Annotated in this window: 21 protein-coding genes; 5 read left to right on the top strand and 16 right to left on the bottom strand. The window is 66.2% G+C overall.

Annotation, left to right across the window (positions count from 1 at the left end):
- Positions 1–35: 35 nt before the first annotated feature.
- The 7 genes from IWX81_RS00200 to IWX81_RS00175 all read right to left on the bottom strand — a co-directional run bounded on the left by IWX81_RS00200 (position 36) and on the right by IWX81_RS00175 (position 9,790).
- Entirely contained in the window at positions 36–1,547 is a 1,512-nt protein-coding gene (locus IWX81_RS00200; RefSeq protein ID WP_334592424.1) for a flavin-containing monooxygenase, read from the bottom strand.
- The gene (locus IWX81_RS14935) at positions 1,544–2,257 is read right to left on the bottom strand and encodes an alpha/beta fold hydrolase (RefSeq protein WP_334592422.1); all 714 of its coding nucleotides are present in this window, start codon (positions 2,255–2,257) and stop codon (positions 1,544–1,546) included. The genes IWX81_RS00200 and IWX81_RS14935 overlap by 4 nt, the downstream gene beginning before the upstream one ends.
- Positions 2,254–4,611, bottom strand: coding sequence for a 7,8-didemethyl-8-hydroxy-5-deazariboflavin synthase CofG (gene cofG / locus IWX81_RS00195; RefSeq protein ID WP_334592420.1), 2,358 nt, complete (start codon positions 4,609–4,611; stop codon positions 2,254–2,256). The genes IWX81_RS14935 and cofG overlap by 4 nt, the downstream gene beginning before the upstream one ends.
- Before the next feature lie 141 nt (positions 4,612–4,752).
- Positions 4,753–6,981 carry a transglutaminase family protein gene (locus IWX81_RS00190; protein ID WP_199279293.1) on the bottom strand — a complete coding sequence of 743 codons (2,229 nt, stop codon included), beginning with the start codon at positions 6,979–6,981 and terminating at the stop codon, positions 4,753–4,755.
- Entirely contained in the window at positions 6,968–8,332 is a 1,365-nt protein-coding gene (locus IWX81_RS00185) for a DUF58 domain-containing protein (RefSeq protein WP_199279292.1), read from the bottom strand. The genes IWX81_RS00190 and IWX81_RS00185 overlap by 14 nt, the downstream gene beginning before the upstream one ends.
- 16 nt (positions 8,333–8,348) lie before the next feature.
- Positions 8,349–9,323: an AAA family ATPase gene (locus tag IWX81_RS00180; RefSeq protein ID WP_199280346.1), complete on the bottom strand. Its 975-nt coding sequence runs from the start codon at positions 9,321–9,323 to the stop codon at positions 8,349–8,351.
- A gap of 113 nt (positions 9,324–9,436) precedes the next feature.
- Positions 9,437–9,790 carry a PLD nuclease N-terminal domain-containing protein gene (locus tag IWX81_RS00175; RefSeq protein WP_199279291.1) on the bottom strand — a complete coding sequence of 118 codons (354 nt, stop codon included), beginning with the start codon at positions 9,788–9,790 and terminating at the stop codon, positions 9,437–9,439.
- Positions 9,791–9,974: 184 nt separating this feature from the next.
- Between IWX81_RS00175 and cofD the strand changes: the two genes are divergently transcribed.
- On the top strand, positions 9,975–10,925 hold the full coding sequence (gene cofD / locus IWX81_RS00170) for a 2-phospho-L-lactate transferase (RefSeq protein WP_199279290.1): 951 nt from the start codon (positions 9,975–9,977) through the stop codon (positions 10,923–10,925).
- Here cofD and cofC read toward each other — a convergent pair.
- The 3 genes from cofC to IWX81_RS00155 are packed head-to-tail and all read right to left on the bottom strand — an operon-like array spanning position 10,905 to position 12,826.
- Entirely contained in the window at positions 10,905–11,483 is a 579-nt protein-coding gene (gene cofC, locus IWX81_RS00165; RefSeq protein WP_199279289.1) for a 2-phospho-L-lactate guanylyltransferase, read from the bottom strand. The genes cofD and cofC overlap by 21 nt on opposite strands.
- Positions 11,473–12,231 carry a coenzyme F420-0:L-glutamate ligase gene (locus tag IWX81_RS00160; protein ID WP_442977614.1) on the bottom strand — a complete coding sequence of 253 codons (759 nt, stop codon included), beginning with the start codon at positions 12,229–12,231 and terminating at the stop codon, positions 11,473–11,475. The genes cofC and IWX81_RS00160 overlap by 11 nt, the downstream gene beginning before the upstream one ends.
- Before the next feature lie 49 nt (positions 12,232–12,280).
- Positions 12,281–12,826, bottom strand: a complete 546-nt coding sequence (locus IWX81_RS00155; RefSeq protein WP_199279288.1) for a dihydrofolate reductase family protein — start codon at positions 12,824–12,826, stop codon at positions 12,281–12,283.
- A 22-nt stretch (positions 12,827–12,848) separates the two neighbouring features.
- Here IWX81_RS00155 and IWX81_RS00150 point away from each other — a divergent pair, with 22 nt between their 5' ends.
- The gene (locus tag IWX81_RS00150) at positions 12,849–13,244 is read left to right on the top strand and encodes a VOC family protein (RefSeq protein ID WP_199279287.1); all 396 of its coding nucleotides are present in this window, start codon (positions 12,849–12,851) and stop codon (positions 13,242–13,244) included.
- Positions 13,245–13,251: 7 nt separating this feature from the next.
- Here the strand turns inward: IWX81_RS00150 and IWX81_RS00145 are convergent, their stop codons facing one another.
- Entirely contained in the window at positions 13,252–13,833 is a 582-nt protein-coding gene (locus IWX81_RS00145) for a DinB family protein (RefSeq protein WP_334592410.1), read from the bottom strand.
- Positions 13,830–14,840 (bottom strand): glucose-6-phosphate dehydrogenase (coenzyme-F420), encoded by a 1,011-nt coding sequence (gene fgd, locus IWX81_RS00140; protein WP_199279286.1) that lies wholly within the window; start codon positions 14,838–14,840, stop codon positions 13,830–13,832. Before fgd ends, IWX81_RS00145 begins: the two co-directional genes overlap by 4 nt.
- A 132-nt stretch (positions 14,841–14,972) precedes the next feature.
- On the opposite strand from fgd, the gene IWX81_RS00135 reads away from it, so the two are divergent.
- Positions 14,973–16,226: an HNH endonuclease signature motif containing protein gene (locus IWX81_RS00135; RefSeq protein WP_199279285.1), complete on the top strand. Its 1,254-nt coding sequence runs from the start codon at positions 14,973–14,975 to the stop codon at positions 16,224–16,226.
- A gap of 1,203 nt (positions 16,227–17,429) precedes the next feature.
- Here the strand turns inward: IWX81_RS00135 and IWX81_RS00130 are convergent.
- From IWX81_RS00130 to IWX81_RS00120, 3 genes are all read right to left on the bottom strand, one after another.
- Positions 17,430–18,338 carry a toll/interleukin-1 receptor domain-containing protein gene (locus IWX81_RS00130; protein WP_199279284.1) on the bottom strand — a complete coding sequence of 303 codons (909 nt, stop codon included), beginning with the start codon at positions 18,336–18,338 and terminating at the stop codon, positions 17,430–17,432.
- Between the two features lie 656 nt (positions 18,339–18,994).
- Positions 18,995–19,477 (bottom strand): pantetheine-phosphate adenylyltransferase, encoded by a 483-nt coding sequence (gene coaD / locus IWX81_RS00125; RefSeq protein ID WP_199279283.1) that lies wholly within the window; start codon positions 19,475–19,477, stop codon positions 18,995–18,997.
- A gap of 75 nt (positions 19,478–19,552) precedes the next feature.
- Positions 19,553–21,727 (bottom strand): ATP-dependent DNA helicase RecG, encoded by a 2,175-nt coding sequence (locus IWX81_RS00120; RefSeq protein WP_199280343.1) that lies wholly within the window; start codon positions 21,725–21,727, stop codon positions 19,553–19,555.
- Between the two features lie 119 nt (positions 21,728–21,846).
- On the opposite strand from IWX81_RS00120, the gene IWX81_RS00115 reads away from it, so the two are divergent.
- Together IWX81_RS00115 and rsmD are read left to right on the top strand one after the other, a co-directional pair.
- Positions 21,847–22,644 carry a site-2 protease family protein gene (locus IWX81_RS00115; protein ID WP_199279282.1) on the top strand — a complete coding sequence of 266 codons (798 nt, stop codon included), beginning with the start codon at positions 21,847–21,849 and terminating at the stop codon, positions 22,642–22,644.
- Between the two features lie 7 nt (positions 22,645–22,651).
- The gene (rsmD, locus tag IWX81_RS00110; RefSeq protein WP_199279281.1) at positions 22,652–23,209 is read left to right on the top strand and encodes a 16S rRNA (guanine(966)-N(2))-methyltransferase RsmD; all 558 of its coding nucleotides are present in this window, start codon (positions 22,652–22,654) and stop codon (positions 23,207–23,209) included.
- A 50-nt stretch (positions 23,210–23,259) separates the two neighbouring features.
- On the opposite strand, the gene thiL is transcribed toward rsmD, so the two are convergent.
- On the bottom strand, positions 23,260–24,249 hold the full coding sequence (thiL, locus tag IWX81_RS00105) for a thiamine-phosphate kinase (RefSeq protein ID WP_199279280.1): 990 nt from the start codon (positions 24,247–24,249) through the stop codon (positions 23,260–23,262).
- Between the last annotated feature and the right edge of the window lie 14 nt (positions 24,250–24,263).

Genomic DNA, 24,263 nt, shown 5'->3' with positions numbered 1-24,263 from the left:
CGGTGAGGGAGCCGAGTGCTGCTCGTTGTGCTGCCCTAAGGCGAGGGGATTCCGCGCGAAACACCCTCGTAGGCGTGTGCGCTGAAGCGCCCGTTGAGCTCACGGAACGCGAAAGCGAAATCCGGCCAGATGAGCGTGAGCCGACCACTGCGGGGGTCGAGATACCAGCTGTCGCAGCGACCCGTCATCCAGACCGTGGTCGCACTCAGCCCATCGACGAGGTCGACGTAGTCGCGCTCGGCCTCTGCTGTGACGGCCAGCACGGGGACGCCCTCGGCCCGTTGGTACTGCAGGGCGCCGAGGATGTAGTCGATCTGCGCCTCGATCATGTAGATCGCCGAGTTGTGGCCGACAGCGGCATTGGGCCCGTTGATCACGAACATGTTCGGGAAGCCACTCACGGCGGTCGAGGCGAACGCGGTCATCCCGTGTGCCCAGTGTTCGGCGAGGGTGACGCCGTCCCTGCCGACGATCGTCGCGGCGTACGGCTGCTCAGCTGCGTGGAATCCGGTAGCAAAGATCACGACATCGGCCTCGTGTCGCGCACCATTCGCCATCACCAGGGTGTCGCCCTCGACCGCGGCGAGCGCAGAGGCCTCGAGACTCACGTGCGGCTGGCCCATCGCCGGGTAGTAGTCGCTCGAGATCAGCACCCGTTTGCAGCCGATCTCGTAATTCGGCGTGAGCCGCTCGCGCAGCGCGGGGTCGGCGACCTGCGCGTGCAGGTGGTCGAGTGCCCTGGTGCGGGCAGCATCCAGCGCCCGGGGCTCGGCCGCGCGCTGGGCATAGGCTTCCTCGGCCCGCCAGAACAGGGACGCACGCAGCCTCGCGAGCTCCGCCGGATCGCGCTCGAGCAGGGAGCGCTCGGCGGCCGTGTACTCCGGATTCTCCCTCGGGATCACCCAGGGAGCGCTGCGTTGCAGCACGCTCACGTGCGATGCGACCCTGGCGACCTCGGGAACGATCTGGATCGAGGATGCCCCTGAACCGACGATCGCGACTCTCTTGCCTGCCAGGTCGACGTCGTGGTCCCATCGCGACGAGTGGAACGCGGGACCGGGGAACGATTCGATCCCCGGCACAGCGGGATACCGCGGAGAGCTCAACCGCCCGGCCGCCAGCACGAGCACCCTCGCGGTGACGGTGCCGGCGCTCGACTCGAGCACCCAGAGGGAGCGCCCCGCGTCCCACCGGGCTCCCGTGACATCCGTATTCAGCCTGATGTTCGCGTCGAGCCCCTCCTCGGCGGCGCTCGCCAGCAGATAGCTCTGGATCTCGGCTCCCGGCGCGAAGAATCTCGACCAGCCGGGGTTCGGCCTGAACGAGTACGAGTACAGGTGGGAGGGCACGTCGCAGGCGACCCCGGGATAGGTGTTGTCGCGCCACGTTCCCCCGGGCTGGCTGGCCCGTTCGAAGATGACGAACGAACTGTCACCCCGTCGTCGCAGTCGGATGCCGAGACCGATTCCGGCAATTCCTGCGCCGATGATCGCGACATCGACATTGGGTTCGACATCCGGCTCGGTATCCGGCTCGATGGCGCTCACGGCGACTGCTCGCTGATGATCGACCCCGCGGGGAACTCGGTCGGATTCGCGGCGAAAGCCGTCACGAGTTCGAGCAGTTCGGCGGGGCGCTCGTGGGTGACGGCGTGCCCGCTGCGCAGCTCCGCATATCGCGCGTCGCGGATCGCACCGAACAGCAATTGCGTTTGCCGGGTGGTCGCGACCTCGTCGTGGGAACCACCGATCACAAGCGTCGGCGCTGTGGCCGACAGGTCGACATCGGAGAGATCCGCCCGTGCAGCGAGCGCGACGATAGCGTCTGTCACGGAGTCGGCGGGAAGCGCCCGTGCGGCATCCCAGCCCTCTGCGCTGTACAGCGCGACAGTCGAGACACCGTCGAGCGCGGCCGATCCCTCAGCGCGCAGGGTCGCCCAGGTCGCGGCGAACGCGTCGAGCTTCGGCGATGGACGCCACCATCCTGCGACCAGCACGAGGGCGGAGAGGGGTCGCGTCACCCGCGCAGCCAGGACGGCTCCGAGGGAAGAGCCGAGGAGCACAGGCGGCGTCGCGCAGGCCTCGACGGCCGAATCGACGACGGCGAGCAGGGAATTCAGGTCGAGAATCGGTTGATTGTCGAAGCTCACCTCGGTCACATCGAACCGGCGGCGCAGCATGGGAGCGATGAAGGGGAAATCTGTCGTCGAACGTCCGCTCAGCCCGGGCACGAGCACCAGCGTGGGCGTCGTGCTCACTCTGGCATCGGCTTCGGCTCGAGGGCCTGCTTACGCTCCTCCGGGGGCTCTCCGTAGGTGGTGGTGCGCTGCCGCAAGGGCCGGGAGATCGCCTTCGTGAGCGCCCTCGCCCGCGCGACGCCCAGCTCGCGACCGAACTCGGCACCGTGCTGCGGCAGCACCCGCCCGTCGAGCAGTATGCCCCCGAGGTCGTCGGCTCCACCCTGCAACAGGGGCGTGAGCAGTTCGGGGTCGAGTCGTGTCCACGGCACCTGGATGTGGTCGATGCTGCCCTGCAGGATGAGTCGCGCGACGGCGTGCACCGCGCGATGCTCCCCCGCGGGCATCCTGTGGCCGATGGCCGGCATGGGCACGAGTTCGGTGAAGCCGCCGGTGTCGACCTGGATCGCCCTGAGCGCGAGCAGGTGCGTGACGCGGTCGACCGCGGACTCCCCCAGCCCGTAGACCATCACGGCCGTCGACCTGAGGCCGACGCTGTGGGCGGCACGCACGATCTCGATCCAGCGATCGACAGGCAGATCCTCGGGGGCGACCGCCCGTCGCCGTCGCTCGTCGAGCAGCTTGATCCCGGTGCCGGGAATGGTGTCGACGCCCGCCGCGCGCAGCTCCGTGAGGAACTGCAGGTCGGTCAGCCCGGTGCGCAGGATGCCGTCGGCCAGGTCGGCCGGTCGGAACGCGTGAAGGTGCAGCCCCGGCTCGGCCGCGGTGACCCGAGCCGCGAGGTCGAAGTAACTGCTCGCCGGCAGCTCGCCCGGAATCGTTCCCTGCACACACAGCTCGGTGGCGCCGAGCGCCCAGGCGTCGCTCGCGATCGCCGCGACCTCGTCGAGCGAGGTTCCCGCACCGAGAGTCGTGGAGTCGAGGTTGCGGTTGGCGACGATACTCACGGCTTCCCCCACCGTGTATCGCCGCACGTCACTCGCGAGGGTCGCGAGGGCGTCGAGATCGTCTCCCGTCGCCGCGAGGAGCGCGGCGTAGTCCTCGACTCCGAGACTCGACGGCTCCTGCTCGGCCCGGGCGATGAGGTCGCGCAGCGCGGGCGCGGTGGCCGCCTTCGCGGTCAGCCCGATGAGCGTGGGAGCCGTCGGGGCGCTGCCGGTGGCCCTGGCATCCTCGTCGGCAAGAAGCGTCACGGGGTCGAGCAGCGCGGTCACCCGGGGCATGACCGCGGGGTCGATCCAGGTGGCGGAATCGCGGATGTACCCGGCATGCACGGTCAGTCGCTCGCGGAGCTCGAATCCCGTCGCCAGGGTCATCTCGGCGAGTCGGTCCAGCTCCGGCCAGGGTCGCTCCGGGTTGACGTGGTCGGCGGTGAGCGGGCTGACTCCGCCCCAGTCGTCGATCCCCGCCCGCACGAGCATCGCGAGCGCAGAGTCGTCCGAGAGGTTGGGTGGGGTCTGGATGCGCGCATCCGCGCCCATCACGAGTCGCGCGACGGCGACAGTGACGGCGTACTCGATCACGTCGAGATCCTCGTCGTTCTGGGACGCCGTCGCAGGCTTGGCCCGGAAGTTCTGCACGATGATCTCCTGCAGGTGGCCGTGCCTCGCGTGGGATTCGCGCATCGCGACGAGCGATTCTGCCCTGTCGCGCACGGTCTCTCCGATGCCGACGAGAATGCCCGTGGTCAGCGGGATGCGCGCGAGACCGGCATCCTCCAGTACCTTCAGCCTGACTCGCGGATCCTTGTCCGGCGAGCCGAAGTGCACCTGGCCGGGCTCCGACCAGAGACGGTCCGACGTGGTTTCGAGCATCATGCCCATCGAGGGCGCGAACGGCCTGAGCGCGAGCATCTCGTCGTAGCTCATCACGCCGGGGTTCATGTGGGGCAGCAGCCCGGTTTCTCTCAGCACGAGCGCCGCCATCTCCTGCACGTAATGCAGGGTGGAGGTGTAGCCGTGCTCGTCGAGCCACGCCCTCGCGTCGTCCCAGCGCTCCTCCGGCCGGTCGCCGAGGGTGAACAGCGCTTCCTTGCAGCCCATCGCGGCCCCCTGCCGAGCGACGGCGACGATCTGTTCGGGCGACATGTAGAGCGACTTGCCCTTCTTCGCGAGCTTGCCGGGGGTGTCGACGAAGATGCAGTAGTGGCAGCGGTCACGACAGAGGTTCGTGATCGGCAGGAACACCTTCTTCGAGAACGTGATGACACCGGGTCGACCGAGTCGCTGCAGCCCATCGTCGCGAAGCCTGCTCGCCACGTCGAACAGCCGCTCCAGGTCGTCGCCGCGGCTCTGCATGAGCAGTTCGGCGTCATCCACCGACACAGGCGCACCGCTGGCAGCGCGTTCGAGGGCGCTGGCCAGGGCGGGCTGCGCAATTGTCCCAGCCGGGGCTGTTATGCCAGAAATGGCCACGTCCTGCTTTCGATCGGGAGGGGAACGTTAAGGATAGCTTTCCCCCGGCGGCTGCCGTCCCGGGCCGAGCGCCGCGCGCTTCCGCGGGCGCCGCGCGAATTCCCGCGGCGCTCGAGATTGTGAGCGGCGCGCGGCATCCGGCTAGGCGCGCACGGACTCCGGTCGCCAGCGCGCGGCGAGTGACCGCGGCACGACGGTCGCGAGCAGGGTGGCCCGCACGCCGGCCGAGCGCCTGAGTGACCGGATGACCGTGCGCACGTCCGCGGCATCCGGAGCCCCAGCATGCTCGGCGAACGCCTCGGACTCGAGCGCGGCGCGCAACCGGTCGAGCGAGTCATTCCCCGAGCCGGAGAGATGCTGTCGGCGATCGTCACGCCACTGCCGTGGTGTGTGCCCCCGGTCCGTCCTGAGGCCCAGATCGTCAGCGGTGTCGCGCAGCTCGTCCCAGGCAGCCTCGGCCGACCCCGCGGCCACCTCCGCGAGTCGCCGGGAGCGCCGCACCACCCTGACGATCGCGGGCACGAATAGCAGTCCGGCCAGCGCCGCGAGGGCGAAGCCCCACCACGGCAGGGTGCCGGTGGTCGCACCGGGTCCCACAGCCTGGGGATCGGTATCGACCGGCAGGTCGTCGGCCGGAAGGTCGGGAGCCGCGGTCGGGGTGCTCGTGGGTGCTGTAGCCGGCACAGACTCGTCGACGTCCGGCGTGGCAGGATCGTCGACGGCGAGCGGCGCGAACTCCGGCACCGTTCCGCGGCCGGGCGTCGGCTCGAAGCGCACCCAGCCGATGTTCGCGAAATACAGTTCGGGCCAGGCGTGCAGGTTGAACGTCGTCACCGTGAATTGGGTGGTGCCGTCATCCTGGAGCGTCCCCTGCCCCGGCGTGAACCCGACGGCGATGCGGGCCGGCATTCCGAGGGTGCGCGCCATCGACGCCATGGCTGAGGAGAAGTGCACGCAGTAGCCGGACTTCGCCGCAAGGAAGGCATCGAGCACGCTGGCACCGGAGCCGTCGTAACCGTTGTCGACCGGCGCGTCCTCCGAGTAGGTGAACTCGCCCCCGCGGAAGTAGTCCTGCAGGGCCACGGCCTTCTCGTAGTTCGTGGTGGCTCCAGCTGTGACCTCGATGGCGGTGCTGCCGACCACGGGAGGCAGGTCACCCGGCACCTGCAGGTAGCGCTCGAATCCGGCCTCCACAGTGCTGCCAGCAGCCTGCAGCTGGTCGATGGATGGCGCGATCCGCTGGCTCTCGACCGTGTACTGCTGCCCCCGGGCACTCGACCGCTCTGTGCGGATGGTGAGTGCATCCGGATCCCAGGCCCACGAACCGACGAGCCCCGTGACGCTCGTGGGCGCATACGGCGCCGGCAACCAGCGGCTGAGGATGTTCGACACACTGATGTCTGTCGTGACCTCCGTCACGGGCACGTCCGGACCGAGGCCGGGCGCGGCGCCGATCGCATCCACGCTGTTCTCGGATGAGACCTCGGGATCGCCGTCTCCCCAGGAGCGACCGCTGAAGTCGTCGAGGGCGGTCAGCCTGAGGTACTGCCCGTCATCATCCGTCGAGGTGTATCGCAGCGCGAGGGACGGTGTGCCTCGCCGGAGGTCGTCACCGAGAGTGATGATCGGGTTGATGCCGGTCGAGAAGCCGGCCGGGCTCTCCCCGCCGGCCTGGCTCGAGTCGAGGGGCGGAAGTGCGAGCGGGATCACGAGACCGGCCGTGACGGCTGCCGCCGCGATGCCGACCGCCACCCGCCGACCCGGTCGCCGCGAGCGCACCAGCAGGATCGCGATCCACGCCGCCGCGGTGAGCGCGAAGAAGAAACCGTTGTCGAGCTCAGAGCGCACGAAGCTCGGCACGAGCAGCAACACCAGCAGCGGCACACCCGACGCCGCAGGCACCCGCAGGGCGAACGCGAGCGCATCCATTGCGACGGCGATGAGCGCCACCCCGATGCAGAGCAGGAACAGGATGCCCTCATCGGCGTCCGCGGGAATGGCCTGCCTCGAGATGGATGCCGCCCCCAGCGACTGCAGCTCACCGAACCTCTCGAACGTGGCGGGGGTCGGGATCAGGGCGAGGAGGGACTCGGAGGGCGCGAACATCAAAATGATGACGCCAAAGGCGGTGGCCGCCGCGGCGAGTATCGGCCAGATCCGGCGCCGGGTGAAGGACCGCACCGTGGCTCCGGCGGTGAAGACAAGCAGCGCGACGGTCATGATGACGAACCACCACGCGACATCGGCGATGATCGAGTTGAGACCAGCGGCCGCGGCTCCGAGCCCGACCAGCATGAGAGCGCTCAGAAGCCAGTGGGATGCGACGTCCGGCCTCGCGACGGGGCGTGCCGCGACTCTAGTTGCCGACACGTGAGCGGCCTGTCTCGAACACGACGGCGTCCCAGGCCGCGGCGTGATCGTCGTCGGAACGAACCGGAACGACGAGCCAGCCGGCGTTGGCCAGTCGCGTTGTGGTGGCCGCCAGCGAGTGCGACTCGCGAACGCCGAGTCGCCGGTCGAGGGAATCGATCGCCGAGACCGACTGCACCAGGAACGCGACGGCGACGTCTCCGGGTCGACGCTGGCTGAGCATCCATTCCAGGGTCTGCCCGTCCGGCGCGCCCACGATGGCGATGATCGGACCGTTGCTGCCCCGCCCCTTCTCCGTCGAGCCCGAGAAGTCGAGAGAGTTTTGGGAGGAGAGCGTGAGCCGGAGTTCGGCGAGCTCGGCGAGGAACTCCTCGTCGAGCCTGTGATGCCGTCGGGAGATGTCGATTTCGAGTTGGGGAGACCCGGACTCCTCCACCGTGACGAGGAACCCGAACCGCCGCAGGTGCACGGCGACGGAGGCGAGCATGCGCACCGCCCATTCGAAGGAATCGCTGTCGAGATCGCCGGTCCGCTCGTCGCCGGACAGGTCCTCGTAGCCGATACCGCGGGTGTCGAGGATCACACGGGCCTCCGGGAACGACCGCTGCTCCTCCTGCCTCACCATCAGGTCGCCGTGCCGGGCCGACGCCCGCCAATGCACCCGTCGCATCGCATCCCCTGTGCGGTACTCCCTCGTCATCGAATCGTCGTCATCACCCGATGACCGTCGCTGCACGAGCCGCGACTCCCCGTCGCCGGCCGACACCGACAATCCGGTTTCCGCGAGCGCGACAACCTCGGGCGTGACTATCACGTCCTGGGTGGTGCCAACCCTGTACGTCGTCGTCGCGAAACCGAAAGCATCACCGAGCTGCACGACAAACGGACCGATCGGGAAGATTCCGCGCCGCGGCGGGCGCAGCTCGTACTCAATCCGCGCGGTGTTCCCTCGCGCCCTGAACCTCGGCCCGCGGGGCTGCATCATCGGCAGCTCGTGGGTGCTCGACCCGTTCTCGACCCACGGCACCTCGTCCCAGCAGTCGGCGCGCATGGTGCGTGAGGCGCCGAGATTGTGCACGAGAAGGGAGACGGTGGCGCTGCTCCCTGCTTCGACGACGTGGGGCGAGAAACTCCGCGTCACCGAGAGTTTCGGCCTGCGCACCCGCACGAGGGCGAGCGCGATCAATGGCAGGGCCGCGAGCACGACCGCCACATAAAGCAGTTGCCGGAATCCGAGAGCATACGCCGCGACGAATGCGATTCCGGATGCCACGAGCATCACGATTCCGCGCAGGGTCAGCCGCACGCCACCGGCGCGCGCACCTTTCCCCGCCCTGCCTGCTCGACTCACGATCGGATGCCCGCCGCTAGGCCGGGCCGGCCGCACTGATCGGTACCGGAGTGGATGCGACGATGGCGGAGATGATATCGGCGATGCTGCCGCCACCGAACCCCGCGGGACCGCCGCCGGAGCGACGAGCGGCGATGAGGCGGTGGCCGAAGACGGGGATGGCGAGAGCGTCGATGTCATCCGGAAGCACGAATTCGCGACCGTCCAGGGCGGCACGAGCCTTCGCGGCACGCATCAGTTGAAGAGTCGCCCTGGGGCTCGCACCGAGTCTCAGGTCCCTGTCGTCGCGGGTGGCCTGGGCGATCGCGACCGCGTACTGCTCCACCGCGCGGCTCGCGAAGACGTTCCGTGCTGTCGCGATCATGGCGGCGAGCTGGGCGGTGCTGACGACGGGCTGCACCGCGTCGAGCGGGCTGGAGGTGGCTCGCTGCCTCAGCATGGCGAGCTCTGCCGCGGCATCCGGGTACCCCATCGAGATGCGGGCCATGAACCTGTCGCGCTGGGCTTCGGGGAGAGGGTATGTGCCCTCCATCTCGATCGGGTTCTGGGTGGCGATCACGATGAACGGCGTGCCGAGCGAGTAGCTGCGGCCATCGACGGTGACCTGGCCTTCTTCCATGCTCTCGAGCAGGGCGGACTGGGTCTTCGGGCTCGCGCGGTTGATCTCGTCGCCGATGACGATGTTGGCAAAGATGGGGCCCGGCTTGAACTCGAACTCGCGGTCGACCTGGTTGTAGACGGAGACGCCGGTGATGTCGGCGGGGAGCAGGTCCGGGGTGAACTGGATGCGCGTGACCGAACAGTCCATCGTGCGGGCCAGGGTGCGGGCGAGCATCGTTTTGCCGACGCCGGGCACGTCTTCGATGAGCAGGTGCCCCTCGGCGAGCAGCACGGTGAGGGCCATCTCGACGGCATTGCGCTTGCCATCGATGACGGTCTCGATCGTTCGCAGGATCTCGCGTGTCTTCGCATAAAACTCGTCGTGAGGCATCGCCTCGACGGCGCCGTCGGGGTGACCTAGATCGATGTTCACGGCTGCACTGTCCACCTTCAGAGTCTGCCAGATATAACGAATAGATAACCCTGCCAGTTAGCTGGCAAGGTTCAGGGCGTGATCCGCTTCGACTTCAGCTCTGCCTCGAGACGGCGGATGCGCGCCTCCCGCTCGTGGAACTCGATCTCGCGTTCGACGGAGGCCGCGTCATCCTGCGGCGACTGCTGACTCACGGCGCTCTCGTACCCGCGGGGATCACCGAAGGTGCCCCGATCCTGGGACTCCGTCGGCTGCTTTCCCACGATGAGCCAGAGGATGGAGCCGATCAGGGGCAGCAGGATCACGATGAACACCCACGACACCTTGTCGAGATAGCGGAACTTCCACGAATCAGAGGTGATCACGTCCACGAGGGCGAAGATCATCAGGGCAAGCGACCCCACCGTGAGCAAAAGCTGAATCATGCTTAGCATTGTAGGAGTTGCGGGGAACCGGCGGAAGGTCTCGAGCCTCCCGTGTTCATAACTCCTGCAGAACGGCTGCCTCCGTTCGCGGCACCCCCGCGATAGCGCGGCTGCCGCCGGGATGCCGCTCGAATTGCAGGAGTTATGAACACCGGGCGGGGCGGGAGGCCATAGCGTGGAGCAGATGAAGACCACAGTTCTCTCCGGCGGCGTCGGCGGCGCCCGCTTCCTGCGCGGATTACGCGACGCCATCTCCCCCGCCGACGAGATCACCGCGATCGTCAATGTCGGCGACGACATGTGGCTCACCGGGCTGCGGATCGCGCCAGACCTCGACTCGATCATGTACACGCTGGCCGGCGAGAACGACGAGCAACGGGGCTGGGGTCGGGTCGGCGAGAGCGAACGGGTGAGCGCCGAGCTTCGCGCCTATGGAGTCGGTTGGCCGTGGTTCACGCTCGGCGACCTCGACATCGGCACCCACCTCACGCGCACGCACCTGTTGCGCGAAGGGCTGCCGTTGAGCGAGGTGACGGCACGGATCACGTCGAGGTGGCCGCTCGGTGTGCGCCTGATTCCTGCCACCGACGACGAGGTCGAGACTCACGTGGTGACGGCGGACGCCACCATGCACTTCCAGGAATGGTGGACCCGGCACCGGGCATCCATCCCCGCCGTGTCGTTCGACTACCGCGACGTCGCGGAGTCGACCCCGGCTCCCGGAGTGCTCGAGGCGATCGCGGACGCGGATGTCGTGCTGCTCGCGCCATCGAACCCCGTCGTCTCCATCGGGCCGATCCTCGCAATCCCCGGAATCCGGGAGGCGCTCGCCGCGACGTCGGCTCGCGTTGTCGGCGTCTCGCCGATCATCTCCGGTGCCGTCGTGCGCGGCATGGCTGATGCGTGCCTGACGGCCATCGGCGTGTCCACGGCGGCCGACGCGGTCGCGCTGCACTACGGCGCCCGATCGAACGGCGGGGTGCTGGATGCCTGGCTCGTCGACGAGTCCGATGCACAGCTCGCCCCCGCGATCGAGGCTGCGGGCATCCGGGCACATGTCGTGCCGCTGTGGATGCGCGACCCGGAGTCGAGCGCGGCGCTCGGCCGGGGTGCGTTAGCGGCTGCTGCCGGCTGACCAGGCCGACGTGCGCGGGCCGGTTCGCTCGAGCCGCGCGAGGTCTGCTGCGGTATCGACGTCGGCGCGGAGTCCCGGCCAGTCGCCCACAAGCGGCCGGTAGCCCGCCGACTCGTGAGCCGCTTTCGAGCCGCCGCCGAACACGGGATGATGCGACACCCCGGGAAGAGCCAGAGTCATCGCCGTCCCGGTTTCCGCGGAATCGGCGACCATGCTCAGGGGATGGATCGCAGCGGCGAGTGATTCGGCGAGTTCCTCCGGGGTGAGCGCCGGATGATCCCCCAGCAGCACCGCCCGACCGGGGTCGATTCCCGCCTGTGCGAGGCCGGCCTCGATGGCGGCGTTAAGGCCCGTGCCTGGGTCAGGATGCACGGCGGCACCGAGCGCGAGGAAGGGCTGCGGGGCATCCGTCACCACGATCACCTGCGCGACGGTCAGCGCCACCTCCACCGTGTCGAGCGCCATCGCGAGGGCGAGCGCACTGTTGTCGTGCGGGCCGAACCGGGATTTTGCGGACGCCATCCTGAACGGCACGACCACGATCCACTCAGTGGGCACTCGCGCGCCCGGCCTCGAATCCTTCGGCCCAGGCCTCAGCTGTGCCGAGCCTGAACATGTCGTCGGGACCGGTGCGCACGATCGACCTGGCGCCCGGCGCGTCCAGTCCGGCCACCAGATGGCCGAGCCCCCTGACCACCGCGACCGGCAGCCCGAGGGACTTGCCCTTGACGAGGTCCGCCGCGGCGGCGATCTCATCCGCGACGGCCGGCACGGTGACATCCAGTCGCCTGCCGTTGGAGTCGGTCTGCCCGCGAAGATCGTCGAGCACGCGGATGCCCGCAGCGCCGATCGCGACGTCGGTCTGGCCCTGCCGCCACGGCCGACCGAGGGTGTCGGTGATGAGGATGCCGATTCTCAGGCCGAACCTGTCGCGCAGTGCGCGGCACAGCAGTTGCGCCGTGGCATCGGGATCGACGGGAAGAAGCAGCACGATGCCATCCGGCACGTTGCTGGAGTCGACACCGGCTGCGGCCGCCACCATCCCGAGATGATTCTCGACGATGCGGGTCACTCCACTGGGGTGCTCGCGGGTCGCGACGACGCGTACGGTCTCGGCAGTGATGGCGGCCTCGCGGTCGTCGGCACGAACCTGCCGGCCCTCGGCCTTGCTCACGATCTTGGAGGTGATGACCAGAATGTCGCCGTCGTCCAGGATGCCATCGACCGCATTCCCGAGGATCGCTTCGAGGTCGTCACCGGCCACGAACTCGGGCAGCCCACCGACGGCGAAAACGGAGAGCATCATCCATCCAGTTTAGGCGCGGGTCGTGCGCCGACGGGATGCTGCGCAACACCTAACGCGGTCGGTACCGCAGGTACACCACGCCGTTCGCGAACGACCGTTGCTCCTGGAGGTCGAGTTCGAGAGCGACGCCCAGAGGGAAGTAGGGGGTACCGCCGCCGACGATCACGGGATTGACGAGCATCCTGTACTCGTCGACGATGCCGGCCCGGATCGCCTCGGCCGCGAGCGTGGCGCCTCCGACGGAGACTGTGCCGGGGATGGCCCGCACGGCTTCAGGGTCGAAGTTTCGCTCCAGCCTGGTGCGCGGAGAGGTCACCTCAGTCAAGGTCGTCGAGTACACGATTTTGTCTGCAGCACGCCAGATTTCGGCGTAATCATCGATGACGGGATGCTCGGGGTCGATCGGCATCGTGTCCCACACGTTCATCACCTCGAACATCCGCCGGCCCAGCAGGTAGGTGCCGACGTTGCGCTCCAGATCGTTGATGAACCCGTGGACTTCCTCGTCCGGAGCGCTCCAGTCGAAATGTCCATCCGCGTCGTTGGTGTAACCGTCGAGGGAGATGATTCCTGTGTAGATGACGGCCCCGGACATGCCAGAAGTATATGCTGTGAACATGACCAACTGGCCGGGAAACATCACCGCAATCACGCTCTTCGCAGACGACCTCACCGAGGCGAGACAGTTCTACATCGACGTCTTCGAACTGCCCGTGCACTTCGAAGACGACTCATCGGCGGTGTTCACCTTCGGCAACACCCTCATCAATCTTCTGGCGACGAGGGAAGCGCATGACCTGATAGCTCCAGCCAGGGTCGCCGCGGCTGACGACGGCGCGCGAGCACAGTTCACCCTCGATGTCGACGACGTGGATGCCTCGGCCGCCGAACTCGTCGGTAGGGGCGTGACCCTCCTCAACGGCCCCCTCGACCGCCCGTGGGGCATCCGAACCGCAGCCTTCGCGGACCCCACCGGCACGATCTGGGAGATCGCCGGGCCGCTCGCGAGCTAGGCGGGAGTCAGGAGAACGACCTCGCCACGGCCTCGAGTCGTTCGACGTGCGCGGCGTAGGCGGCGGCATCCCCTTCGCCCATATTGCTGTAGTTGGCCCGGTGGCCCACGCTGCCGTCGATGAGTTCCCGCAGGATGTCGGCATGACCGCAGTGCCGGTGCGACTCGGCGAGCATGTGCACGAGCATCGAGTGCAGGGTGACGTTCATGCGCTCCTCTGACCACCACGGTACGAGCCCCGGCGCATCGAGGTCCAGCGCTGTGATGGTGGCATCCGAGTGCGCCCAGACGCGCTCATAGAAGTGGATGACCCACTCACGCGACTCGTCGGCCGACGCCCACATATCCGCGTTCGGTTCGGCGTCATCGTCGAACCATGGCATCGGTTCGGGGAACGGCCGCCCGAAGATCTCGCCGAAGTAGCCGGCCTCGACACTCGCCACGTGCTTCACGATGCCCAGGAGGTTGGAGCCGCTCGGCACCAGCGGTCGGCGGATGTCGTACTCGCTAGCGCCATCCAGCTTCCAGAGCAACGCCTCGCGCGCCTGCTGGAGGTAGCGGTGCAGAGTCTCTTTCGGATCGTCCATCATGCGTCTAGGGCGCGCAGCCTCGGGGCCAGATCCTTCTCGAAGAGTTCGAGGAACCGACGCTGGTCGTGCCCTGGCGCGTGGAAGACGAGGTGGTTCATGCCGGCATCGGTGTACTGCCTGACCTGGGCGACCACGTCGTCAGGATCGGTGGCCACGATGAAGCGACTCGCGATCTTCTCGATTGGCAGCTCGTCTGCGGCCTTCTCCATCTCGATCGGATCGGTGATGTCGTGCTTCTGTTCTTTCGAGAGGGCCAGTGGTGCCCAGAACCTGGTGTTCTCGAGGGCGAGCTCGCGGCTGGTCTCGTAGGAGATCTTGATCTCGATCATCCTGTCGATGTCGTCGAATTCGCGGCCGACCTTCTCCGCGCCCTCTTTCACCGCAGGGATGAGCTGCTCGGTGTAGAGCTCCATCCCCTTGCCGGAGGTGCAGATGAAGCCGTCACCAGCACGGCCGGCGTAGCGCGCCACGACGGGGCCGCCTGCTGCGATGTATACCGGCACCGGGACATCCGGCCGGTCATAGATGGACGCGTCGACGGTGGAGTAGTACTCGCCCTCGAAGTTCACTCGGTCTTCCGTCCAGAGCTGGCGCATGAGATCGACGGATTCCCGCAGCCGGGCGAAGCGTTCCTTGAACTCGGGCCACTCCCCCGTGAAGCCGGTCGCGATCTCGTTGAGTGCCTCGCCGGTTCCGACGCCGAGCATGATCCGGCCGGGGTAGAGGCAGCCCATCGTCGCGAACGCCTGGGCGAGCACGGCTGGGTTGTAGCGGAAGGTCGGCGTCATCACCGAGGTGCCGATCTGGATGGTCGAGGTGCGCTCCCCTACGGCAGCCATCCAGCTGAGCGAGAACGGGGAGTGTCCGCCCTCGTGACGCCACGGCTGGAAATGGTCGCTGACAGCAACGCTCTCCATGCCGTGCGCTTCGGCGGCGACCGCGATCTCCACCAGCTCTCGCGGGTCGAACTGCTCTGCTGATGCCTTATATCCGAGTTTGAGGGTCACGGTTCCATTCTGCGCTGCGAACCACTACCGGCGGTAGTCGCCGGGCCTCGCCGCTCTACTCCCTGAGAAATCTGTGGAGAGAGGTTATTCACCTTTTCGAATATGTGTTCTAATGTCTGGGATAATCGAACCATGGCCGACCTCGATTCGCTGCTCACTGAACTCGATTCCGTGCTGTCAGGGTTCGCGAGTACCACCAGACCGAGTGCGACCGCGGCCACCGATGACGCACTGCTGGAATTCCAGCGACGGGTCACTGTGTCGTCTCGACTGCTTGATGTGGCCGGGGCTACCATCGCCGCAGAAATCGCCCATCGGTCACGCCGTGAGCTCGGATACCGCGGGCTGGCGCAAAGACAGGGTTCACGCACGCCCGAAGCACTGGTGCAGTCGATCACCGGCACCGGTTCGACCACGGCGCGACGACTCATCGAGGTCGGCACGCTGCTCACGTCCGAAGCGGCAGCTCGAGACGGCGATCTGCCGCTGCCAGGGGCCGAGCCATGGCTTCACGTCGCGATCGCTGCCGCGGCGACCGGAGGCATCTCCGGTGAGGCCCTCGAGATCATCCGGCGTGAACTGGGTCGACCCACCGAAGCGGTGAGCGCCGAATCTCTCGCACTAGCCGTAGCGGAACTCACAGCGATGGCCGGTCTCGTCCGCGTCGGTCGACTGGCCACGCACGCCCGAGAGCTTCGCGACCAGCTGGATGCCGCTGGCGTGGGTGACCGGGAAGCGGAACGTCGCGATCGACGGTACCTGCGGCTGTTTCCCCAGACCGACGGGATGACGAAGCTCATCGGACTGCTCGATCCCGAGTCCGCCGCCATCATCGGCGCCGCGATCGACGTCGCCACCTCGCCACGGCGGGGCGGTCCGCGCTTCGTGGATCCGGCGGAGTGCGAGCGCGCCGAACTGATCGTCAACGACCCCAGAAGCACAGAGCAGCTCGCGCTCGACGCAGTGGTGGAACTGGTCGACGTTGCCGTCAGGTCTGGATCCGGCAACCGGCTCGCCGCTCGCCGCGCAGTGGTGCGCGTGCTCGTCACGCAGAGTGATCTCGCCGCGGACACCGGTGTCGGATACATCGAGGGGCAGACCGCAGCGATCTCTGTCGCCAGCGTTCGTCGACTCGCGTGCGACGGAGGCCTGCAACCGATCCTGTTCGACGACGATGGTCAGGCCCTCAATCTGGGACGCACCCAACGACTGCACAGTGCACGGCAACGAGCCGTCATCTCCGCGAGGGATGGTGGATGCATCGAGCCCGGTTGCGACCGACCACCGTCCTGGACTGAGGTGCATCACATCGTCGAGTTCAGTCGAGGCGGCAGGACCGATGTCGCCGACGGAACAAATTATCAATACGACCCTACTGATCGGTAATCCGAGTCGTGGGGATCTCCCAGCGCGCCACGTCAATGTTCGAGGCGCCAGTGTTATCTACGAATGTCCGGTTCCGCGGCAACCCCTCGTCTATCTGTACCGATCTGGACGCTCCGGTGACACCGAACTTCATCCGAACGGTCCAGTTCTCTATGCCCTCAAGGAATTCCCGCTCTTCCGAGTCTAATTTCCTCGAGTTGAAGCGAATCTGAAACTGTCCGGGGCCCGTGGCAACCACCCCGTCCCTCCTAGAGTGAACGCCAAAATTGGGCGGGGTATCCTGCGGCCGGTTAGTAGCCAATGTGATCGAGAGCGGGATCGAACGGTGTTTAGTTTCCAGACTTGCTTCCATATCGTGGAAAGGAAGCATGACCCCTGACCTGGCAGTATGTTCCAGAAAGACATTCGCCACGCCGTAGAGGGAGCACCAAGCTGGCCGAGCACTCTCTTGGGGATAACTTTCCCTGACTAGACGTTCCGGATTCCATTGGGCAGTGAACCTGCACGCAAGTAACAATGCGGGCGGGACCGAGGCCTGAGGTACCAACAATCGGAGCAGTTCGTCCCTCCGCGCACTTCTTGTTCGAGTTCCATCTCTCATCGGAACCTCGCGTTCAGCAGAGCCTCCGCCGTCGACTGTGACGACATATGGCGCACGATCGGTACCGAATAGCAGAGCGACAACTGACTCTCTAGATCCAATCGGGACATTTATGTGGTGCATAAGGTCGGGTGGCACACCGTCGAATTTGGACGAAAGCGATGCCCACCAATCTGCTGTGTCAGTTCCGTCTAGTGCAAAGATTTCTCCGCTCTCGCTGGCGCCTACGAGGTAGATGACATAGTTTCCGTTGGCGCGATTCGCAAATCCAGCGAGCTGCCGCGCCTTCGTCGGTTCTGGCCACTCGCGCTTGAACTCGATCCTGTCGTCCTCGATCGGATTACCGGTCCGCGCGCGGTCAATCGTCGCAATAACCAGTGCTTCGAGTTGCTGTTGTTTCATGGACTCATCGTGGCAGGGTACGCGCGCAGCGTGTGCCCTTACTTGAGCAACATATCTCGGAACCCTCCACAAGACGGTCGGTCAGGTTTCGGCACCCTGCGGACGCTGAAACCTTGCCGACCGCTCTCGAACTGCTTACGGGTTATGTTGTATTTTCAGATGAAGAGCACGGCTACGACGCGCGGAGTGTGCACCGCTGGCTAGAAGGGTGTCTCCGAAAGTGCACCCGATGGATCGAATTCTATGAATCGACCAGGACTGGCGAAACGAACCGTGATCCTCTCTTGGATTGACACCAATTCACCTACGCTAAGAATGTCTGCTGGGATCGGATCAGCAATGGTCTCTATCAGCTCGACCTCAATGGTGGACACTCCTACGCGTACTCGCCTAATTGCGATTCCTGCTCGTTCGAGCACATCTTTGATGTGGTCTCGCGCAGCGGAGGGCCTCTGCATGGGGCGCGATTCGTTTAATTGTTGGCTAGTGCCCACGCCATCATTACGACTCGAAATCTTCCGCATGCGCTCGTCTAGTGAACGAACCCGGTGCAGCAACTCCTCCATCATCTCGCTAACGTCGACTACGGGTTTGGCTGGCTCAGGAGGCGACAATTCAGACTTCACTGGTCCATTCGGGATCGAAATCTTCGCAAGTTCTTTCTCAAGCTGCGGCCACCAAACGTCTACGGCCTCTCGGAGGGAGTCGTGTCGGAGGGATCCTCCGGCCACTTTGTTGATCGACGACATCATCAAGAGCATCTCGTCTTTCTCGAGAACTGTGAGTTGAAGTTGCGACATCGGTGGCTTGATCTCATCCTTCCGAACGCCGAAGAGCACCGGGCAAACCCGAGAGTCCACTGATCGAGTAATTGCGCCAGTCTCGTAATTGAGCCACGGTGACAGTAGGTTGTCGGGTGCGAGGCAAATGACACCGAATTGCGCGTTTTCGAGTTCGCGGGAAAGCTCAACTGTCCAATTCGCACCCTTGTCGATGTCTTTCGCGGATACGAAGGGTTCTACACCCTGGATCACCTTCGGCATCCAATCACTCAGCGCTTCGGCAATCAAGCGACTCGTAGTACCAGACCAACTAACAAAGACCTTCAAGAGCACTCCCTCGACGCGTGAAGCAAGGCTAGCGGGTCATTGGAATCTTCATCTCGAGGCAGTCCGGGGTTGGAGTGCGCAGGCAAGTTTTCAAGGGCTGTGAAGCTAGTGGTGTCGTCTCCGGTCTCGGAGCACCGCCGCGTTTGGGGCGCGCAGAATGAGGCGCACTGAGAGAATCCTCATATGGATATATCTCAAGTCTTCGAGGCGTACGCCGTCATCGTGTAGCTCATCGTGCAATGCACTGCGCTTTTGATTCTTCACTCCTTTCTGAGGACAGCGGTGGCGCGAAGCTTCGGGACCATCAGAAATGGATGGAAAAGAATCGACCGTTGGTAGGACGGGCTGCAGCTACGACTGAATCAATCGGGGGTATTTGGGTTTTTCTGGCGGCCAACCCGAGCAGCCCACCACGGGCAAGTAGTGCATCGCGGCAATAGAAATTCTAGGCCGTATTCACAATTTGTCCTGGACGGGGTCTCACTCTGTCGACATCACCACATGCTCGTGCACAACAATGGCTGGCGGATCACTCGAGACACGGGGCGGTACTGGCTGGAGCCACCGCCGGAGTTGGACCCGACGCAACACCCGCGTCTGCCTGGTTCTGGCAGCCCCGCGCTGCGGAGGCTGCGATACCGAGACCGCGATGCGGGCTAGGCCTGGTGCAGGAACCGTGACACCGCAGGCGGGACGTACGGCGAGACGTCTCCACCGAGGGCATCCACCTGGCGCACAAGGGAACTGGAGACATGGGCATGAGCGGGATCCGGAAGCATGAAAATCGTCTCCACCGCGGCAAGGTCATGGTTCACGATCGCCATAGGAGTCTCGTACGCGACATCCACCTGCGAACGGATCCCCTTGACGATCACGGTCGCGCCAACCTCGGTGCAGTAGTCGACGAGCAGACCGACACTCCAGCTGGTCACACGGATGTTGCCCTCGAAACCGGCCTCACGAATCGCCTGTTCGATCAGGGTGACCCGCTGCGCGATGGGCAACAGCGCCGTTTTGCCCGGGTTGTGGACCACCAACACGTGGATCTCATCGAACAGACCCGCCGCCCGTTCAATGACATCCAGGTGTCCAAGGGTGACAGGGTCAAAAGACCCAGGAACAACGGCGATCCTGTGCATGACTTCACCATACCCGGCGTATGTTGCAGGTTCGTTACCAGAGAGTCATCGCAGCGTTTCCGTGAGTGGCATCCGTCAGTTCTTCGCCAGGAACGATTCCGATGTCTCATCGAGTCGACGATCGAGAGCCTCACGCAGCGCGGGATGAGTCGACAGAGTCGGGTCTGCGGCAAGAATCTCCGCGGCGCGCTCGCGTGCTTCAGCAATGAGCTTGCCATCCTTGGCCACCCTCACCAGGCGCAGGCTCGACCGCCCGCCGGACTGCATCCGACCGAGCACGTCCCCTTCCTGGCGCAGCTCCAGATCCTTATTGGCCAGTTCGAATCCATCGAGAGTGGATGCCACGGCCTCCACCCGCTCGCGGGCGAGCGACTCCTCCTCGGCGCCGGTCACGAAGAGCGCAAGCCCCTGCACCCCGCCGCGCCCCACACGCCCGCGGAGTTGATGCAGTTGCGACACCCCGAAACGATCAGCGTCGAGCACCACCATCGTCGAGGCATTGGGGACGTCGACACCCACCTCGATCACGGTCGTCGCGACCAGGACGTCGATTCGCCCCTCGGCGAAGGAGCGCATGAGCTCATCCTTCTCGTCACCAGACATGCGACCGTGCAATCCCTCGATGCGTCGTCCCGCGAGCACGGGATTGGCCCGGAGCGAGGCGAGCACCTCGGTCACGTTGGCAGCGGGCCTCGGCGCCGGGGCACCGGTGGCGACGGCATCCTGTGCCGGAAGATCGTTGTCGTCCACTGGGGTGGCGTCGATGGCCGGGCACACCACGAACGCCTGGTGCCCCTTCGCGAGCTCCTCGGCCACCCTCGCCCACACGCGGGCGACCCAGCCCGGATGCTCGGCCAGGGGAACCACGAAACTCTCGATCGGCGAACGCCCGGCGGGCAGTTCGGAGATGGTCGAGATATCGAGGTCACCGAAGACCGTCATCGCCACGGTGCGAGGGATCGGCGTCGCGGTCAGCACGAGCACGTGCGGAGGCTGCCTCCCCTTCAGCCGCAGGGCTTCGCGCTGCTCGACCCCGAACCTGTGCTGCTCATCGACGACTACGAGGCCGAGATCGAAGAACTCCACCCGGTCGGCCAGCAGGGCATGGGTCCCGATGACGATGTGCGCCGACCCCGAAACCGCCGCGAGCATGGCCTTGCGCCGTTCCGCCACGGGCAACTGGCCGGTGAGCAGGGTCGGCCGGAGTCGCGCGGCGAGATCCGGGCCCAGGGTCTTCACGATCGATCGCAGGTGCTGGTGGGCGAGAACCTCGGTCGGGGCAAGGAGCGCAGACTGCCCCCCGGATTCCGCTACGGCCAGCATCGCCCGCAATGCGACCAGCGTCTTGCCCGATCCGACCTCACCCTGCACGAGCCTGTTCATGGGTACAGGGGCGGCCAGGTCGTCGGCGACCTGCAACCCCACGAGAGCCTGGTCGCTCGTCAGCGTGAACGGGAGCGCCGCATCGAAACCGTCGAGGATGGCTCCGGCCACCCGCTCCGTCGCCGCCGTCTCCCGCAGCCGCTGCTGCTGCTGCAACAATGCCGCCTGCAGCACGAAGGCTTCCTGGAAGCGCAGGCTCTTGCGCGCGGCACCCCACTCGGCATCGACAGTCGGCCGGTGCACGAGCTGCAGTGCGCGCGAGAAATCCATCAGCTTCAATGCCGTTCGAAGTTCCATCGGCACGGGATCGTCGATGGGTTCGAGGGTGTCGAGAACCACCCCGATCGCCTTCTGGATCTGCCAACTCGCGACAGTCGAGGTGGCACCGTAGATCGGGATCGGCAGCTCCGCCCAGGCCTTCGCCCTGTCGGGATCGGCCCCACCTTCGTCGTCGGCTTCGAAGAGCTCGTAGTCCGGATGCGCGAGTTGCAGGCTGCCGCGATAGTCGCCGACCTTGCCGGTGAAGATGCCCCTCGCCCCCGCCTTCAGCTCTGTGGCGCGCCAGGCCTGGTTGAAGAAGGTGAGAGTCAGGATGCCCTTGCCATCGCCGATCGTCACCTCGAGAATGGAGCCGCGCTTGGCCCGCATCGGCCTGTTCATGACGCGGAGCACCTCGGCCACGATGGTGACGTTCTCGTCGACGGGAAGGTGGGTGAGGGCCGTGAGCTCTCCTCGCCGCGCATACCGCCGTGGGTAGTGGCTGAGCAGGTCACCCACGGTCTCGAGACCCAGACCCTTGGCGAACGCCGCCGCCGTGCGCCCACCGAGCACGTCGGCGAGTTTCTGGTCGAGGGGGGATGCCACGATGCAACGCTACCCGCCAGCGCCCGGTGTCAGGGCTGCCGGAGCAAGTGGACTGTCTCTGCGCGAGGGCCGCCTGTGACAGGGCCGACTGTGACAGGGCCGCCTGTGACAGGATTGCCACCGTGACGATGAGCGGAACCGGCAGCGACGACCGCGCGGGGTCTGGCGCGACATCCACTCCCCATGCTCGTCATCGCCCGTCTCCCCTCTTTCTCGCGCTCGTCGCCGGGGCGATCGTGTCGGGTTGGGCGCTGTGGTCGGGGATCGGACCTCCCGCCATCATGTCGTTCGTCGTCGTGCTGCTCGTCTGGATCGTCTCGCTCTCGCTCCACGAATTTGCTCACGCTCTCGTGGCGTATCGCAACGGTGACGTCTCGGTCGTGTACCGCGGATACCTGACGCTTGACCCGCTGCGCTACACCCATGTCGTCTACAGCCTCGTGCTGCCCCTCGTCTTCCTCATCGCCGGAGGAATCGGTCTTCCCGGCGGTGCCGTCTTCGTCAATCGCGCCGCGATCCGCACCCGGTTCGCCAACTCGGCGGTCTCGGCCGCTGGCCCGCTCACGAACCTCGCGATCGCGCTTGTGCTGGCCGTGGCGATCAGCTTCCGGCAGGGTTCGAGCCCGTTCTGGTTCACGCTGTCGTTCCTGCTGTTCCTCCAGGTCACCGCGGCCGTTCTGAACCTGCTCCCCGTGCCGGGTCTCGATGGGTTCGGCATCATCGAGCCCTACCTCTCCGACCGCGCCCTCGCCGCCGTGGCACCGATCGCGCCCTTCGCGATCTTCGGCCTGTTCGCCCTGCTCTGGGTGCCCGCAATCAACGCCGCGTTTTTCACCGCCATCATCGGGATCACCTCGTTCCTCGGTGTCCCTTCCGTCTTCGTCGGCAGCGGGTTCGCCCTCTTCCGTTTCTGGAGTTGAGCACGCCATGACCCGGATAATCGCAGGATGGGCGGGGTCGCTCTCCATCGCCGTGCCAGGATCCGGCACCAGGCCCACGAGCGACCGGGTTCGCGAGGCGATCTTCTCCGCGCTGGAGGCCAGGGACGCCATCGCGGGCCTGCGCGTGCTCGACCTCTACGCAGGATCCGGCGCTCTGGGGCTCGAGGCGGCCTCCCGCGGTGCAACTCACGTCACCCTCGTGGACCGTAACATCCAGACCGCCACACTGAACGCCGCGCGCATCCTGAAACAGGCTCCGAAGGGCAGCAAGCCGACACTGGAATCGTCAGGGCAGGCCGTGCAACCGTTTCTGGTCTCGGCTCGCGCCTTCTGGGATCTCGTGTTCATGGATCCGCCCTACGACCTCGGCCTGCCCGAACTCGCGCAGAACCTCGACGCGCTCATGCCGCGACTCTCGCCCGGCGCCATCGTGGTGCTCGAGCGGAGTTCGCGCACCCCCGAGCCCGAGTGGCCCGACGGGCTCGAACTGGAACGCCGCAAGGACTACGGCGACACCGCCCTGTACTGGCTCAGCACGCCCTGATAATCACGGCGCCGTGATGATCACGGCGCCGTGATGACAGTCGCCGGCGGTCAGCCCGCTTCGCCGTCCCAGCCGCGATAGGGATCCCAGCCGCTGGACTCGTCGTAAGGCTCACCGTCGACCAGCACCCCGGAACCGGAGATGACCTGCCCGATCGCCCTGAACCCGCCCGGCAGGATCGTCGAAGCCGGGAATGTGGCGAGCAGACTGTGATCCTCTCCCCCGTCGAGCTGGAGCTTTCCGCCCACGGCCCCACTCGACAGGTCGAGCGCCACACCACTGGCCCTCGCGAGCCTGCGGGCATCGATCGCGAGTCCGTCGCTGAGGTCGAGCATGGCGGTCGCTCCAGCGATCGCGGCGGCGGGACCGTCGGCGATCGGGGGCGTCGGCGCGAGTTGGGCGGCGATGGCCGTCGCATGGTCGCGCCGGAGATCGGCGGCGGCTGCGGCATCCGGAACCGAATCGACGGTTCCGTGCTCGAACAGCAGTCTCAGCCCCTCGGCTGCGACCCCCAGCACTCCGGAGACGGCCACGACGTCGCCCACCGAGGCGCCTGACCTCAGCACCGGGTCGCGACCCTGGAGGTCACCGATGGCCGTCACGGCGATCGTGAACACCGGGGAGACCGAGAGATCCCCGCCCACCACTCCGCAGCCGGGGGCAAGTGAATCGCAGCCGTCGCGAAGTCCATCGCTGAACTGCTCGAGCACCGCCACGGGGGTGTCCCGGGGCACGGCGAGCGCCACCACGAGTGCGGTCGGCACCGCTCCCATCGCGGCGACATCGGCGAGGTTGGATGCCGCGGCCTTCCATCCCAGTTCGTAGGGGGTCGACCACGCGAGCCTGAAATCCGGACCGTGGATCATCATGTCGGTCGTGATCACGACCCTGCCATCGGGCGTGGAGACCACCGCAGCGTCGTCGCCGGGGCCGAGCAGCTCTCCGGCCGCCGCAGGAAGCCGCGGAAAGATCCGCGCGAGTACAGCCTGCTCGCCAATGCTGCCGAGGGTCTCGGGTGCGGGCGTCTCAGCGGTCGTCATACTTCACACGGTAA

Origin of the sequence: Salinibacterium sp. CAN_S4 (assembly GCF_015752305.1) — a bacterium.
Lineage (GTDB): Bacteria > Actinomycetota > Actinomycetes > Actinomycetales > Microbacteriaceae > Rhodoglobus.
Note: the sequence above shows the minus strand (reverse complement) of the source record. Positions and strands in the feature narration are given on the sequence as shown.